Source organism: Polaromonas sp. (genome assembly GCF_012927415.1).
In the GTDB taxonomy this organism is placed as follows: Bacteria; Pseudomonadota; Gammaproteobacteria; order Burkholderiales; family Burkholderiaceae_C; genus Polaromonas.
In genome coordinates this window covers 1-14,538 of sequence record NZ_JABBPF010000017.1, presented here as the reverse complement: position 1 = coordinate 14,538, position 14,538 = coordinate 1, and the positions used below count along the sequence as shown (strand labels likewise).

Here is a 14,538-nt window from a genome sequence, read left to right as displayed (position 1 = left end):
TATAAAAAATATAGCAAATTTGCCGGATGCTGTGACGCTGCCTTGACGCTTGCGGCGCGGAGCACATGACTTTTGTGCCCCGGCAGCGTCTGCCGCTGGCTGACGCTTGCCGGAAAAAGCTGCGTGGCGCTATGGCAGACGCTGCTGGCAGGGCCGAATTCTGGCTGCTTTTACACCCGCCAGTTCTGCGCCTGCCAGAATGGGGGCTGCCGATTCAACAAAAAGGAGTCTGTCATGGCCAAGTCGCCCACCACCGCCCGCCCAGCCCGCCACGCTTTCGCAGGCACCGTCAAGAGCTTCACAACGCCCTCGGGCAAGAGCGGTAAGTTTTACTCCCTGCCGGCTCTGGCCAGGCAGTTTCCCAAGGTGGCGCGCCTGCCGGTGTCGATTCGCATCGTGCTCGAATCGGTGCTGCGCAACTGCGATGGCAAAAAGGTGACGGCGGCCCACGTTGAGGAACTGGCCAATTGGGCTCCCCGGGCAAACCGGAGTGACGAAATACCGTTTGTGGTCTCGCGCGTCGTGCTGCAGGACTTTACCGGCGTGCCGCTGCTGGCCGACCTGGCCGCCATGCGCCGCGTGGCGCACAAACGGCCAAAAAACCCCAAACCCCTCGCCCCTCTGGTGCCGGTCGACCTGGTGGTCGACCACTCCATCATGGTGGACTACTACGGAAAAAAGAATTCTCTCGACCTCAACATGAAGCTCGAATTCCAGCGCAACCGCGAGCGCTACGAGTTCATGAAATGGGGCATGCAGGCATTTGACACTTTCGGCGTCGTGCCTCCGGGCTTTGGCATCGTGCACCAGGTCAATCTCGAATATCTTGCGCGCGGCGTGCACAAGACCAAAGACGGCTTGTATTACCCCGATTCGCTGGTCGGTACCGACAGTCACACCACCATGATCAATGGCATTGGCGTGGTCGGCTGGGGCGTGGGCGGCATTGAGGCCGAAGCTGCCATGCTGGGCCAGCCGGTCTATCTGCTGACGCCCGATGTGGTGGGCATGGAATTGACCGGCCGGCTGCGCGAGGGCGTGACTGCCACCGACCTGGTGCTGCGCGTCACCGAGACCCTGCGCCGCGAGAAAGTGGTCGGCAAGTTCGTCGAGTTTTTTGGTGAAGGCACGCGCAGCCTGGGCCTGCCCGATCGCGCCACGATCGGCAACATGGCACCTGAATACGGTGCCACCATGGGCTTTTTTCCGGTCGACGAAAAAACCATCGAATACTTCAGGGGTACTGGTCGCACCAAGAGCGAGATCGAGGCCTTCGAGGCTTACTTTCGCGCGCAGGGCCTGTTCGGCGTGACCCAGGCGGGCGACATTGATTATTCGCAGGTGGTCACGCTTGACCTGGGTGATGTAACGCCCAGCCTGGCCGGCCCGAAGCGGCCGCAAGACCGCATCGAACTGGGCAACGTGGCGAGTCAGTTCGCTTCGCTTTTTAGCAAGCCGATTGCAGACAATGGCTTCAACCAGCCCGCCGCCATGCTGGCAACCCGGCATTTGTTGCGCCACATGGACGAAGGCCGTGCCGACACGCTGCCGGGAGCACTCCCCACGCCGGTGGGCGCACCGCGCTCGGTGGTCGAAATGGAGGGCAACCGCCCGACGCTGGCTTCGATGGTGGCGGCCCACCCGGACGTCCCTACACCTGATTCACAAAAGGCTGGCGTCAGCATCGGCAACGGCGACGTGTTGATTGCCGCCATTACCAGTTGCACCAACACCTCCAACCCCAGCGTGCTGCTGGCAGCTGGCCTGCTGGCCAAAAAGGCGGTGGAAGCGGGGCTGCGGGTAGCGCCCCACATCAAGACCTCGCTGGCCCCGGGATCGCGCATCGTGACCGAATACCTGACCGAAACCGGTCTCCTTCCTTATCTGGAAAAGCTGGGGTTTTCGCTTGCCGGTTATGGCTGCACAACTTGCATCGGTAATTCGGGCGACCTGACGCCCGAGCTGAATGAAGCGATCAACAAGAGCGACCTGGTCTGCGCCGCGGTGCTGTCGGGCAACCGCAACTTTGAAGCCCGAATTCACCCCAACATCAAGGCCAACTTTCTGGCCAGCCCGCCGCTGGTCGTGGCCTATGCCATTGCCGGTACGGTGAGGCGCGACCTGATGACCGAGCCCGTCGGCAGGGGCAAGGGTAAAGATGGGAAGTCAAGGGACGTTTACCTGGGTGACATCTGGCCGACCAGCGAAGAAGTCCAGAAGCTCATGAAGTACGCCATGAATGGCAAGGCCTTCCGCACCAACTACGCCAAGGTAAAGACCGAGCCCGGCAAACTTTGGGAAAAAATCAAGGGCGTCACCGGCACGTCCTACACCTGGCCGGCCAGCACCTATATTGCCGAGCCGCCGTTCTTCAAGGACTTCGCCATGGAGATTCAAGCGGCTCCCGCAGAGACCAGCGGCACGAGCAACGTTTTTGCCGTGAAGGGCGCGCGCATCATGGCGCTGTTTGGCGACTCCATCACCACCGACCATATCTCGCCAGCCGGCTCCATCAAGGCCAGTTCGCCAGCCGGCTTGTGGTTGCAGGCGCACGGCGTGCAGAAGGCTGATTTCAACAGCTATGGCGCGCGCCGTGGCAACCATGACGTGATGATGCGCGGCACTTTTGCCAATGTGCGCATCAAGAACCTGATGATTCCCGCTGACAGTGAAGGCTCGCGCGAAGAGGGTGGCGTGACCCTGTACCACCCGGCCAGCCGCATGCCCGACAGCGGAATCCAGAAGATGCCGATTTACGACGCTGCCATGAAATACATCGCCGAGGGCACGCCGACGGTGATTTTTGCCGGCGAGGAATATGGCACCGGCTCGTCACGCGACTGGGCTGCCAAGGGCACGCAGCTGCTCGGCATCAAGGCCGTGGTGGCGGGCAGTTTTGAGCGCATTCACCGCAGCAACCTGGTTGGAATGGGCGTGCTGCCGCTGCAGTTCAAACCCGGTGAATCCTGGCAGACGCTGAAGCTGGTGGGCTCCGAATTCATTGAAGTGATTCCGCACCCCGAGCTAAAACCGCAAAGCGAAGCCCAGCTGGTCATCATGCGGGCCGATGGTTCGCGCCAGGAAGTCAGCGTCATCCTGCGCGTCGACACGCCAATTGAGGTGGACTACTACCGCAACGGTGGCATCCTGCCCTACGTGCTGCGGCAGTTGCTGGCGGCATGAGCGCGCAAGTACCCACAATTTCCCGCAGGGCAGCGCCCGGGAAAATCAGCCCCCTTTGGGGGGCAGAAAGCTGCGCGGGGTGAGTGACCGTGGGGGTCCTATTCGGCAGGCCTTGATTGCCGGTGGCGGCATAGGCGGGCTGGCAGCGGCACTGGCCGCGTCGCGCGCCGGTTGGGAGGTGCGTCTGTATGAGCGCACACCGGTGTTCAGCGAAGTCGGCGCGGGTATTCAGCTCGGCCCCAATGTGGTCAGGGTGCTGCACGGCTGGGGACTGAAGACCGAACTGGCCCGCGTGGCGGCTTTTCCTTACCGGTTGCAGGTGCGCGATGCGATGTCGGGCCGGGAGCTTGGCGTGCTGCCGCTGGGTGAGCGGGCGCTGCAAAAATACGGCGCACCCTACGTCACGGTTCACCGCGCCGATCTCCATGACCTGTTGCTCCGGAGCGTTTTGGTGCAGGACAAGGTGTGGCTCAACCGGGACAGCTGTCTGGCCAGCTATGAGGACACTGGTCGCGTCGTGACGCTCAAAACCACCCAGGGACTGGAGGTTGAAGGTGATGCCCTCATCGGCGCTGACGGGCTGTGGAGCCGCGTGCGCGAGCAACTGCTGCTGAATGATGGGCCGCCCCGCGTCACCGGTCATCTGGCCTACCGCGCCATGCTGCCACAAGCCAGCCTGCCCGAGCGGCTGCGCAGCCAGCAGGTGACCGCCTGGCTGGGCCCCAAACTGCATGTGGTGCAGTACCCGGTGCGGGGCGGCGACTGGCTCAACGTGGTCGCCATCGTCCAGGGGCAGATCCAGAGCGACCTGCAAAGCTGGGATCACAGCACCAATGCGGCTGATTTGCAGGCGGCCATCCAGCTGACTTGCGCGCCGCTGCGTGACCTGATCGCGGCTGTGACGGAATGCGGCGCCCAAGCGGGTCCGGCATGGCGACTGTGGGGCTTGTGCGACCGGCCGCCCATGCGCGGCGCACATCAGCAGGCTCAAGGCCGTGTCGCTTTATTGGGCGACGCCGCCCACCCGATGCTGCCCTATCTGGCGCAAGGCGCGGGTATGGCGATTGAAGACGCCGCCGAATTGGGTGCTGCCCTGGCTCAGGCGCTGGACCCGGCTTTTGAGCTGCCAGCCCTGCTGCAGCGCTACGCGCAGAACCGCTGGCAGCGCAACGCCCGGGTTCAGGCCAGGGCGTTACGCAACGGCCAGATATTTCATGCCGAGGGCGCGCTGCGCTGGGGCCGGGACGCCTCGCTCAAAGTGCTGGGCCAGAAGCTTCTGGACCTGCCGTGGCTGTACGGCGGGACCAATTCAAACCAACGGTGAGTTGCTATTAAAAGTATAGCTAAAAGAAGCCATAAAAATTGGACATGAGCCCTGTTTCTGGCAATTCCCCAACAATTTCCCGAATGCGGCAATCGACTTTCCAATGACTATCGCGCCCGGCCAGTTTGGCGCGACAAAATTCAAACTGCGTCGCCTTGGAAATCACGTCATGGCGAATGGAAGAAGTTGTTTATCGGTAAAAAGCTTCTACCTTGCCCTTCAACTTGATCAATAGAGGATGGCCCTTGCGATCCAGCGTCTTGCCAGCGGGCACCTTGACCCAGCCCTCGCTGATGCAGTACTCCTCGACATCGAGCCGCTCCTTGTCATTCAGGCGAATTCGAACTTCATGTTTGAACACGGCTGCGACGTGGTGCGGACTGTGCGCGTCGATCGAGAGGCGGTCAGGCAGCGGAGGGAGTTGCGGTAGTTGAGTGGCTTCGTTCATGGATATCAATTCTGCACAATTTGGCTCTGGTCTGGCCTGGCGCGCCCTGATTTCAAATGACCCCTGACCCCTGACCCCTGGCCCGAGCGCCTGGGTGTGACGTCAAACCCGGGTTCAGCGCTTGTTACTGATTAGCCCGCCAAGCCCACATAAATCTGCTGCACATCCTCGTTTGCATCAATGGCGGCCAGAAAGGCTTCGACTTCTGCCAGATCCGCCGCGCTCATGCCGGACGGATCGATCGGATTCTTGGGCTTGTAGCCCAGCTTGACCGACAAGACATTGAAGCCCTGGGCCGGCAGCGCGCGGCTGACCAGGTCCAGGTCGGCATGGTCGGTCAGGAATAACGTCGTTCCCTCTTCCTCGCCCGGCTCAAAGTCCTGGGCTCCGGCCTCAATGGCGGCCAGTTCCGGGTCGGCACCTGCCTTGACGGGCGCGGCCTCAATCATGCCCACATGGTCAAAGTCCCAGGCCACAGAGCCGGAGGTGCCTAGGTGGCCTTTGCGGAACAACACCCGCATTTCTGGCGCGGTGCGCTTGACGTTGTCGGTCAGGCATTCAACCATCACGGGCACCTGGTGCGGCGCAAAGCCCTCATAGAGAACATGTTCGAAGTGAACTGCATCGTCCGTCAGACCGGCGCCCTTCTTGAGCGCCCGATCCAACGTGTCCTTTGGCATGGAAACCTTGCGGGCCTGCTCCACCACCAGCCGCAAGCGCGGATTCATCGCCGGGTCGGCGCCGTTGCGCGCGGCCACCATGATCTCCTTGACCAGCTTGCCGAACACGCGGCCCTTGGCGCTCGCCGCCAGATCCTTGCCTTTTGCTTTCCATTGCGCGCCCATGTCGGATGCTCCTTGAGTTCGTTGTTGGTCGGTGCCGGTGCATGTCCGGCCGCAGCGAGGTTTATACACCCGGGTGGTCAGCGCGCACGCTAAAACCCGGTGCCGCTGGTCTGCATACCATTTGCGATCAACCCAAAAGCCGCAGGTTGAGGCCAACGGGTTTTCCTGGCCGGATTCCCGTCTGATCTGTTAACCGTCGGGTGACTCCAATTACTATCAAAAAAATAGCTAACCACAACCGATTTATACGGACCAGATCGTTATTTTTCCCGCAAATACGTGCGCGGCTTCCAGTTTCAGGAAAAAGAACCACGCCCAGCATCTTGCGCAAGCTGAAAGTAAATTAAATGCCAATTGCTTTGGCGCTTGAAGCGCGGCGACGGCCACCTGGCTAGGGCAGAATCAGCAAAGCGGGCAACGCCAGGCTGCTTCGGCGATCCCCAACTCCAGAGACAAAGGCATCAAACATGAAATCGAACGACAAGGTTGCGCTGGTTACCGGCGCGGGCACGGGCATTGGCAAGGCGGTTGCGCTGGCGTTTTTGCGCGACGGCTACCGGGTGGTATTGGCCGGGCGCCGGATTGAGCTGCTCAACGAAGTCGCCAGCGAAGTCGCCAGCGAAGGCGGCGTGGACCGCGCCTTGCCGGTCGCTACCGATGTGAGCCAGCCAGAGTCAGTTGCCGCGCTGTTTGCGCAAATCAGGCGCAAGTTTGGCCGCCTCGATGTGCTGTTCAATAACGCGGGGGTGAATTCACCACCCGCGAACTTTGAGGATCTCGGATTTGAGCAATGGCAAAACGTGGTCAACATCAACCTGAGCGGCTCCTTCTTATGCGCGCAAGGGGCTTTCAGGATGATGAAGGAGCAGTCGCCGCAGGGCGGACGCATCATCAACAACGGCTCCATCTCAGCCCATGCGCCACGGCCCAATTCCGCGCCTTACACGTCAACCAAGCATGCCATCACGGGGCTGACCAAATCGATTTCACTCGACGGGCGCAAGTACAACATTGCCTGTGGCCAGATTGACATTGGCAACGCCATGACCGAACTCTCGGCGCGCATGGCGACGGGCGTTCCCCAAGCCAACGGCGAGATGGCCATCGAAGCCATGATGGACGCCAGCGAAGTAGCCGACGCGGTGCTTCACATGGCCGCGCTACCGCTGTCCACCAACGTGCAGTTCATGACCATCATGGCCACCAAGATGCCGTTCGTGGGGCGTGGCTGAGTTTCGCCTCCAAAGCTTCGGGAGGAAGGGCTGCGAAGTGTTGTTTCGGGGCGATGATGGCCCGCCCGATAAATGGCATGACGTAAATTATTTTGCCGCTTTCGCGCCTCGACCAAGATGGGTTGCGCTATTATAATGAGAATCATTACCATTATTTAGCAGGTGCAAGCATGACCAAACGACCCACTCCATGAGCGGCGAAGCGGATATCGGACTTCATGAGCTGCCCCAGCGCCAGTCAGCTCGGGTGCTGAGGCTGATGCCTGCCACAGATGCCGAAGAAAGCGAGGTGCTGCTTCGTCTGCTGGAAATCGGGTTTCTTCCCGGCGAGCCGGTTCGTGTGATGGCGAGGGGTTTTCCGGGCAGCGATCCGCTGGCGGTGCGGGTGGGACACACCACTTTTGCCCTGCGTAGCCGGGAAGCGGCGCTGATCCGCGTGTGTCCAATTGCAGAACAAGGAAACAGGGCATGAGCAGCGCTGTCAAACCCATGACCGGGCTGCTTCGTGTGGCCTTACTGGGCAACCCCAACTGTGGAAAGACGGCGCTCTTTAATTTGCTCACGGGCAGCCGTCAGAAGGTGGCCAACTATGCCGGCGTCACGGTTGAGCGCAAGGAAGGGCAGGTGCTGACCGCCTCGGGCCATCGCGTGATGGTGCTGGACTTGCCCGGTGCCTACAGCCTCAACGCGCTTAGCGCTGACGAAGCCGTCACCCGCGATATAGTCATCGGCCAGCGCTCTGGCGAACCCTTGCCTGACCGGCTGATCTGCGTAGCCGACGCGACCAATCTGCAACTCAACCTTCGCCTTGTGCTGGAAGCGCGTGCACTGGGTCTGCCCATGGTGCTGGCGCTCAACATGAGCGATGCGGCGCGGCGCGCCGGCATTGTGATCGACCACCAAGTGCTTTCACGTGAGCTTGGCATGCCGGTGCTGGAAACGGTGGGGGTGCGGCACGATGGCGCCCGCGAACTGCTGCAGTTTCTGGGCGACTGGCAAGTTCCCAGCGCAACGCCTGCCAGCGCAGCGGCCTGGCAGGCGCCGAGTTTCGACCAGGTCATGGACACCCAGCTGGAAGTACGCCGCATCATGCGGCTGACCGTGCACTCGCCACCCGACAGTCTGCATACCGATGACGCCATTGATCGGGTGGTGTTGCATCCGCTGTGGGGAATGTTGCTGCTGGCCACGATCCTGTTCATGATGTTCCAGGCCGTCTTCAGCTGGGCCACGCTGCCCATGGAGGCGATCAAGTCAGCGGTGGATTGGCTCTCCAGCCTGTTGCGCACCTACATGCCTGAAGGGGTGCTGCTTAGTTTGCTGGCCGACGGCATTCTGGCGGGTGCGGGCGGTGTGCTGGTGTTTTTGCCGCAAATCCTGATTCTGTTCTTTTTCATTCTGACGCTGGAAGACTCTGGTTATTTGCCACGCGCCGCTTTTTTGCTGGACCGCGTCATGGGCAGCGTAGGACTGTCCGGGCGCTCTTTCATTCCGCTGCTGTCGAGTTTTGCCTGCGCGATTCCCGGCGTGATGGCGACGCGCACCATTACCCACTGGCGCGATCGACTGGTGACCATCATGATCGCGCCGCTAATGACCTGTTCGGCCCGTCTGCCGGTGTATGCGCTGCTGATTGGCGCTTTCATTCCCGAGCGGACGGTAGGCGGCATTTTTAACCTGCAGGGCTTGGTCATGTTTGCGCTTTACGCTGGCGGTATTGTGAGCGCGATGGCAGTGGCGGCCGTGTTCAAACTGTGGCGCGGTCATGCGCGACCCACGCCGCTGATCATGGAATTGCCGGCTTACCGGGTGCCAAGCCTGCGCCAGCTGGCAATGGGCCTTCATGAGCGGGCGCTTATCTTCGTGAAGCGCGTAGGCGGCATAATTTTGGCGCTTACGGTGCTGCTTTGGTTTCTGTCCACTTTTCCGGCACCACCCGAGGGTGCGGCCGGCCCGGCGATCCAGTACAGCCTGGCCGGGCGGCTGGGCCACACACTTGAAGTCATTTTTGCACCGATTGGTTTCAACTGGCAGATTTCCATTGCGCTGGTGCCAGGTCTGGCCGCCCGCGAGGTGGCTGTGGGCGCGCTCGGAACGGTGTATGCGCTGTCGGCGACCGGCGGAAATGTGGCTTCGGCGCTAGGGCCGGTGATTGCCCAGAGCTGGTCATTGGCCACGGCCTTGTCGCTGCTGGTCTGGTACGTGTTCGCGCCACAGTGCATTTCCACTTTGGTCACGGTGAGGCGCGAAACCAACAGCTGGCGTTACGCTCTCTTCATGGCGGCCTATCTGTTTGCATTGGCCTATGGCGCAAGCTGGATCACTTACCGGCTTGCTTTGCGGTGGGGGGGGGGTTAGTCATGCTGCAGCAGTCGATTGCCGGCATCATGGTTGTGGTGGCTGCCGCTTATGCGCTGTGGTACTGGATGCCCTCAGGATTGCGCCGCCGGCTCGGCCGGCTGCAAAAGGGGCTTGGGGAAAAGCCGGGTTGTGGCGCCTGCAGCAGTTGTGTTGGCTGCGCCATGGTGGGACAGGCCGGTGGTGTGGATGCCACTGGCAGGGAGGGGCGCCAACCTATCTGGATAAAGCCAAAGCCTTAGCCCGCATGGGTCCTTGACCGACCCTAAGCGTAAAGGTCTGCTTCAGGTGATCTTGCCCAGCAAAAGGTATTCCATGAGGGCTTTTTGCGCATGCATTCGGTTTTCCGCTTCGTCCCAGACCACGGACTGCGGGCCGTCAATCACCTCGGCTTCGACTTCTTCACCACGATGCGCGGGAAGGCAATGCATGAACAGGGCGTCAGGTCGCGCTGCGCGCATCATTTCGCTGTCCACACACCAGTCGGCAAACGCCTTTTTGCGCGTTTCGTTCTCGGACTCATAGCCCATGCTGGTCCACACATCCGTGGTGACGAGGTCGGCACCGGCGCAGGCCTGCATCGGATCCTGAAAGACCTGATAACTTTCAGTGGAGCGGATGCCGGCAATCGATTGGTCCACCTCGTAGCCGCCCGGTGTGCTCAGATGGACCTTGAAACCCAAAATTTCGCTCGCCTGCAGCCAGGTGTTGGCCATGTTGTTGCCGTCGCCCACCCAGGCAACCGTCTTGCCCCGGATCGAGCCGCGGTGCTCGATGTAGGTGAAGATGTCCGCCAGGATCTGGCAAGGGTGAAATTCATTGGTCAGGCCGTTGATGACCGGCACGCGCGAGTGCGCTGCAAAACAGGCTATCTTGGTTTGCTCGAAAGTGCGGATCATCACCAGATCGACCATGCGGCTGATGACCTTGGCACTGTCTTCGATCGGCTCGGCGCGGCCCAGTTGACTATCACCCGTTGTCAGATGTACCACGCTGCCGCCGAGCTGGTACATGCCGGCTTCAAAACTCACGCGGGTGCGGGTCGAGGCCTTTTCGAAAATCATGGCCATGGTGCGGTCGACCAGGGGCTGGTGTTTTTCGTAGGCCTTGAATTTCTTCTTGATGAGTGCGGCGCGCTCGAACAGGTAGTCATACTCCTCAGCATTCAAGTCACTGAACTGGAGGTAGTGCTTGATATTTTTTGCTCCCATGCTTGACACTCCGTATGCTGCACCGTCCCCTGTTTCGGCTAATTTTTCCAACAGCGGGCTACTGGAAAATTGTCCGTTGTCAGTCATGCTTTTTCTTTCAGGAACTGCTTGATCAGGGGGCACAAAATGGACGCTACTTCATCGGCCTCGACGGTCGTCATGATGAGCGACGGCACCAAGCGGATCACGGTGTCAGCGGTGACGCTGATCAGCAGGCCGTCGTCGGCCGCGCGACTGACCAGGTCGCCGCAAGGCTTGGTTAGCTCGACCCCAAGCATCAGTCCGCGACCACGGACTTCCTTAAAGCCCGGTACGTCGCCGAGTTCTCCGATCAGGAGCGCGCGCAAATGGTCTCCCACCGTGACAGCATTGGCCAGCAAACCGTCTTCTTCCATGATGCGGATCGTTTCCACGCCAGCCCGCATGGCCAGCGGATTGCCGCCAAAGGTCGTGCCGTGGTTGCCCGGGCCAAAAATGTGGGCGGCTTTGGGGCCGGCCACCACCGCCCCCACCGGCACGCCCGAACCCAGGCCTTTTGCCAGCGGCATGACATCGGGCTTGATACCTGCCCACTGGTGCGCAAACCATTTGCCCGTGCGGCCCATGCCGCATTGCACCTCGTCAATCATGAGCAGCCAGTCGCGTTCGTCGCAAAGCTGGCGCACTTGCCGCAAATACGCATCCTTCATACTGTGGATGCCGCCTTCGCCCTGAATCGCCTCAAAAAATACTGCGACCACATTTGGGTTGCCCTCGGTCGCGGCGTTCAGGGCATCCATATTGTTGACCGGCACGCGAATGAATCCTTCGACCAGCGGGCCAAAACCGGCCTGCACCTTGGGGTTGCCCGTGGCACTCAAAGTGGCAATGCTGCGTCCGTGAAAGGCTTTTTCGTAAACCACGATTTCGGGGCGATCAATGCCTTTGTCGTGGCCGAACTTGCGCGCCAGTTTCAGTGCGGCTTCATTGGCTTCCAGTCCGGTCGAGCAGAAAAATACGTTTTCAAGGCCAGACAGTTCCACCAGTTTGGCCGCCAGCGTTTCCTGAAGCGGTACATGGTAGTAATTGGAGCAATGGATGAGTTTGCTGACCTGGTCCTGCAAGGCGGGAACCAGTTTCGGGTGGTTGTGGCCCAGGGTGTTGACGGCAATGCCGCCCAGCGCATCAAGGTAAGACTTGCCATTCACGTCCCACAGCCGGCAGCCCTGACCATGCGACATTGCTATTGGGAGGCGGCCATAGGTATTCATGACGTGAGGAGAAGCAGCCTCGATGTGGCCGGGAAGGGCAGCGGTCATGGTGAAAACTCCAGGGGCAGTGGCAAAAAAAGAAAGATCGCGCTGACGATGACGATCGGTGAACTGATTTTAGGCGCAGACTTCGCGTCCTTCCGTGAGGGTGTTGCATCCCGCAAATGCAACCGAGGAATTTCTGGTGGGCTGTGCTCAAAACTGGACTGAGTCTTATATAAGATAGAATTGTTGTGCGGTGCAGCATGGGGTTATACCGTACCTCTGGCCCGCAAGAAAAACCTTCCACCCGATGGTCTCCAATTCCCCCAAAGAAGTTTTTATTCAGGGCCTTACCCATGACGGCAGAACCTTCCGGCCCAGCGATTGGGCCGACAGGTTATGCGGGGTCATGAGCCAGTTCCGTCCGGGTGGCGCACAACCGGGAAGTCACTTGACGTATTCCCCCTGGTGCGTTCCCACCGTCGTCAACGGCATCAAATGCGTCGTGGTCAACGCGCAATTGCGCGACGTCGAACCCATGGCCTGGGATTTTGCGATTAATTTTGCCAAGGACAACAATCTGCAAATGGCCGAGGCCTGTTTGCTGCCTGATCCGCCTAAACCTTGAGTTTTGCCGACCCCAAGGCCACAGTCAGGCATAAAAAAACCGCCCGAAGGCGGTTTTTTTACTTTTGCTGCAGCGCACCCTACAAAACGGCGGATTCCGTAAAGGAATCCGGGCGATTTGCCTGATTTCTCAGGCGGCCTTGGCTTCGGCGGGTTTAAGTGCCAGGGCTTTTACCTTGGCGGACAGGCGGCTTTTGTCGCGCGCTGCTTTATTTTTATGGAAAATGCCCTTGTCGGCAACCGTGTCCACAATGCTCTGGGCTTTGGCGAACAGGTCTTTTGCCTTGTCTTTGTCACCGGCTGCAACGGCTTTTTCAACGTTTTTCACCGCGGTGCGGTATTTGGAGCGAAGTGAGGTATTGGCGGCGTTGAGTTTGACGTCCTGGCGTACTCGTTTACGGCCGGAGGCGAGGCGAGGGTTCTTTTTCTTGGGTTTGGCGGTTGCCATAATAGTGTTCCTTTAATCCTGGGAGGAGTCTGTGGATGATGCAGCAAAGCTTCTGATTATACGATAGGCCGTTTGGCCCTCTGCTGCTTTTGCTCCCGCCTACAAAGGCAATGCTCGCTGCGCCGCAAATTGCCCGCCCGGCACGCTTAATTGATGACCACGCCCCACGGAAGTTTGCCGACACTGATATCCCGCACTTTCAGGTTCCGCACGGTATCAATGACCGAGACGCTGTTCGAGCGGCCGTTGGCAACATATAACTTCTTGCCGTCGGGCGTGATTGCCATGTTCCAGGGACGTTGACCGACTGCGATGGTCGCAACGATTTTGTTATCCGCCGTATCGATGACCGAAACGCTGGCCTCTGCGCCGTTCGATATATAAACTTTGCTGCCATCGGGATGCACGGTGACACCATTGGCGCGCCGCCCAGCCTTGAAATGTGTGATTAACTTGTTGTCCACTGCGTCGATCACATAAACCTCGTCGCTGTTCTCGGTGGCCACGTAAGCCCGGCTGCTGTTGGGCAGGAAACCTATGCCGCGTGGACGAGCTCCCACCGGTATCTGTGCCACCTGCCCGCGGGTCGCCAAATCAATAATGTCTACAGCTTCCCCCTCTTCAGCACTGACAAACAGTTTTTTTCCGTCGGGACTGAAAACCGCGTGTTCAGGGTTGCGCCCGCGCACCTTGATCGTGAAGGCGAGCTGTTGGGTGTCGGTGTCCACAATTGCAACGTCGTTGCTTTCTTCGATCGCCGCAGCGATCCAGCGGCCATCGGGCGACGCGTAGACGCCTTCGGGCGATTCACCGAGCGCGATGGTCGTTCCTGACTGGCGCTTTTTTAGATCGATCATTTGAAGCCGGTTATTGGGCTGGTCGCTGACATAGAGCCAGTCGCCACTGACGGCAAGTCCGCGCGGCTTTTTGCCAGCAGGAATATCCGCCACCACCTGATCGATCGCGGTGTCAATCACAGACACGGTGCCTGAGCCCTCATTGGGAACATAGGCGAAAGGAGCCGCACTCGATGAAACTGACCAGAACAGCAATCCCGCTGCAGCGAGTCCCAGCAAATGCGAGCGATTTATCATCAAAACTTCCTGAAATGGTTTTGGCTTTTTGAAACGGTAGCAGTTGTCATGAGTTCTGCCAGCGTTGCGGCCACATGCGAAAAAAAATGGTGTCTCGATCGATCCATAAGTGTTTGAGCGCGGCAAGCACATGCAGCAACACCAGCGCAAGCAGCAGCCAAGCGCTCACAAGGTGCGTCTGATTGAAGAATGCGGAAACCAGCTTGTCGTCGTAACCCCAAGGCACGAGCTTAATTGCATTAAAAAAATTGATACCGAATTTGCTGAAATTGGAGGCCAGGTAGCCAGAGAGCGGCATCATCAACATGAGCCCATAAAGCAAATAATGCGTACTTGCAGCGATCTGTTGCTGCCAGCGAGGAACCGAATTGGGAAGTGGCGGTGGCGTATGAGTCAGACGCCAGCCTATTCGCAACAGAATCAGCAATCCGATCAGCAGGCCGATGCTTTTGTGCAAGTTGACAAAATAGCCGCGTTCGGGAGTGCCGCGCGGAATGCTTCCCAGATACCAGCCAAACGCAAATTGACCAACCAGC

At 59.6% G+C, this 14,538-nt stretch carries 13 protein-coding genes; 6 read left to right on the top strand and 7 right to left on the bottom strand.

Features of this window, described 5'->3' with window-relative positions:
• Positions 1 to 234 precede the first annotated feature (234 nt).
• Together HHJ19_RS01720 and HHJ19_RS01715 are read left to right on the top strand one after the other, a co-directional pair.
• Positions 235 to 3,183: an aconitate hydratase gene (locus HHJ19_RS01720; protein WP_296903536.1), complete on the top strand. Its 2,949-nt coding sequence runs from the start codon at positions 235 to 237 to the stop codon at positions 3,181 to 3,183.
• A 79-nt stretch (positions 3,184 to 3,262) separates the two neighbouring features.
• Positions 3,263 to 4,507: an FAD-dependent monooxygenase gene (locus HHJ19_RS01715; RefSeq protein ID WP_296903534.1), complete on the top strand. Its 1,245-nt coding sequence runs from the start codon at positions 3,263 to 3,265 to the stop codon at positions 4,505 to 4,507.
• 190 nt (positions 4,508 to 4,697) lie between these two features.
• On the opposite strand, the gene HHJ19_RS01710 is transcribed toward HHJ19_RS01715, so the two are convergent.
• Positions 4,698 to 4,955 (bottom strand): DUF3297 family protein, encoded by a 258-nt coding sequence (locus HHJ19_RS01710; RefSeq protein ID WP_296903532.1) that lies wholly within the window; start codon positions 4,953 to 4,955, stop codon positions 4,698 to 4,700.
• A 131-nt stretch (positions 4,956 to 5,086) separates the two neighbouring features.
• The gene (locus HHJ19_RS01705; protein ID WP_296903531.1) at positions 5,087 to 5,800 is read right to left on the bottom strand and encodes a YebC/PmpR family DNA-binding transcriptional regulator; all 714 of its coding nucleotides are present in this window, start codon (positions 5,798 to 5,800) and stop codon (positions 5,087 to 5,089) included.
• Between the two features lie 467 nt (positions 5,801 to 6,267).
• On the opposite strand from HHJ19_RS01705, the gene HHJ19_RS01700 reads away from it, so the two are divergent.
• The 3 genes from HHJ19_RS01700 (at position 6,268) to HHJ19_RS01690 (ending at position 9,390) form a co-directional block, all read left to right on the top strand.
• Entirely contained in the window at positions 6,268 to 7,032 is a 765-nt protein-coding gene (locus tag HHJ19_RS01700; protein WP_296903530.1) for an SDR family oxidoreductase, read from the top strand.
• Positions 7,033 to 7,222: 190 nt separating this feature from the next.
• Entirely contained in the window at positions 7,223 to 7,504 is a 282-nt protein-coding gene (locus HHJ19_RS01695; RefSeq protein ID WP_296903528.1) for a FeoA family protein, read from the top strand.
• Positions 7,501 to 9,390, top strand: a complete 1,890-nt coding sequence (locus HHJ19_RS01690; RefSeq protein WP_296903526.1) for a ferrous iron transporter B — start codon at positions 7,501 to 7,503, stop codon at positions 9,388 to 9,390. Before HHJ19_RS01695 ends, HHJ19_RS01690 begins: the two co-directional genes overlap by 4 nt.
• 284 nt (positions 9,391 to 9,674) lie before the next feature.
• Here the strand turns inward: HHJ19_RS01690 and argF are convergent, their stop codons facing one another.
• The gene (gene argF, locus HHJ19_RS01685; RefSeq protein ID WP_296903524.1) at positions 9,675 to 10,601 is read right to left on the bottom strand and encodes an ornithine carbamoyltransferase; all 927 of its coding nucleotides are present in this window, start codon (positions 10,599 to 10,601) and stop codon (positions 9,675 to 9,677) included.
• 83 nt (positions 10,602 to 10,684) lie between these two features.
• On the bottom strand, positions 10,685 to 11,899 hold the full coding sequence (locus HHJ19_RS01680; protein ID WP_296903523.1) for an aspartate aminotransferase family protein: 1,215 nt from the start codon (positions 11,897 to 11,899) through the stop codon (positions 10,685 to 10,687).
• A 244-nt stretch (positions 11,900 to 12,143) separates the two neighbouring features.
• Between HHJ19_RS01680 and HHJ19_RS01675 the strand changes: the two genes are divergently transcribed.
• On the top strand, positions 12,144 to 12,461 hold the full coding sequence (locus HHJ19_RS01675; RefSeq protein ID WP_296903522.1) for a DUF3579 domain-containing protein: 318 nt from the start codon (positions 12,144 to 12,146) through the stop codon (positions 12,459 to 12,461).
• Between the two features lie 129 nt (positions 12,462 to 12,590).
• Here HHJ19_RS01675 and rpsT read toward each other — a convergent pair whose 3' ends face one another.
• The 3 genes from rpsT to HHJ19_RS01660 all read right to left on the bottom strand — a co-directional run.
• On the bottom strand, positions 12,591 to 12,908 hold the full coding sequence (gene rpsT, locus HHJ19_RS01670; RefSeq protein ID WP_296903520.1) for a 30S ribosomal protein S20: 318 nt from the start codon (positions 12,906 to 12,908) through the stop codon (positions 12,591 to 12,593).
• A gap of 146 nt (positions 12,909 to 13,054) precedes the next feature.
• Complete coding sequence (locus tag HHJ19_RS01665; RefSeq protein WP_296903519.1) at positions 13,055 to 14,002, bottom strand: beta-propeller fold lactonase family protein; 948 nt, start codon at positions 14,000 to 14,002, stop codon at positions 13,055 to 13,057.
• A gap of 46 nt (positions 14,003 to 14,048) precedes the next feature.
• A partial coding sequence (locus HHJ19_RS01660; RefSeq protein ID WP_366929373.1) for a cytochrome b/b6 domain-containing protein occupies positions 14,049 to 14,538 on the bottom strand: 490 nt, incomplete at its 5' end.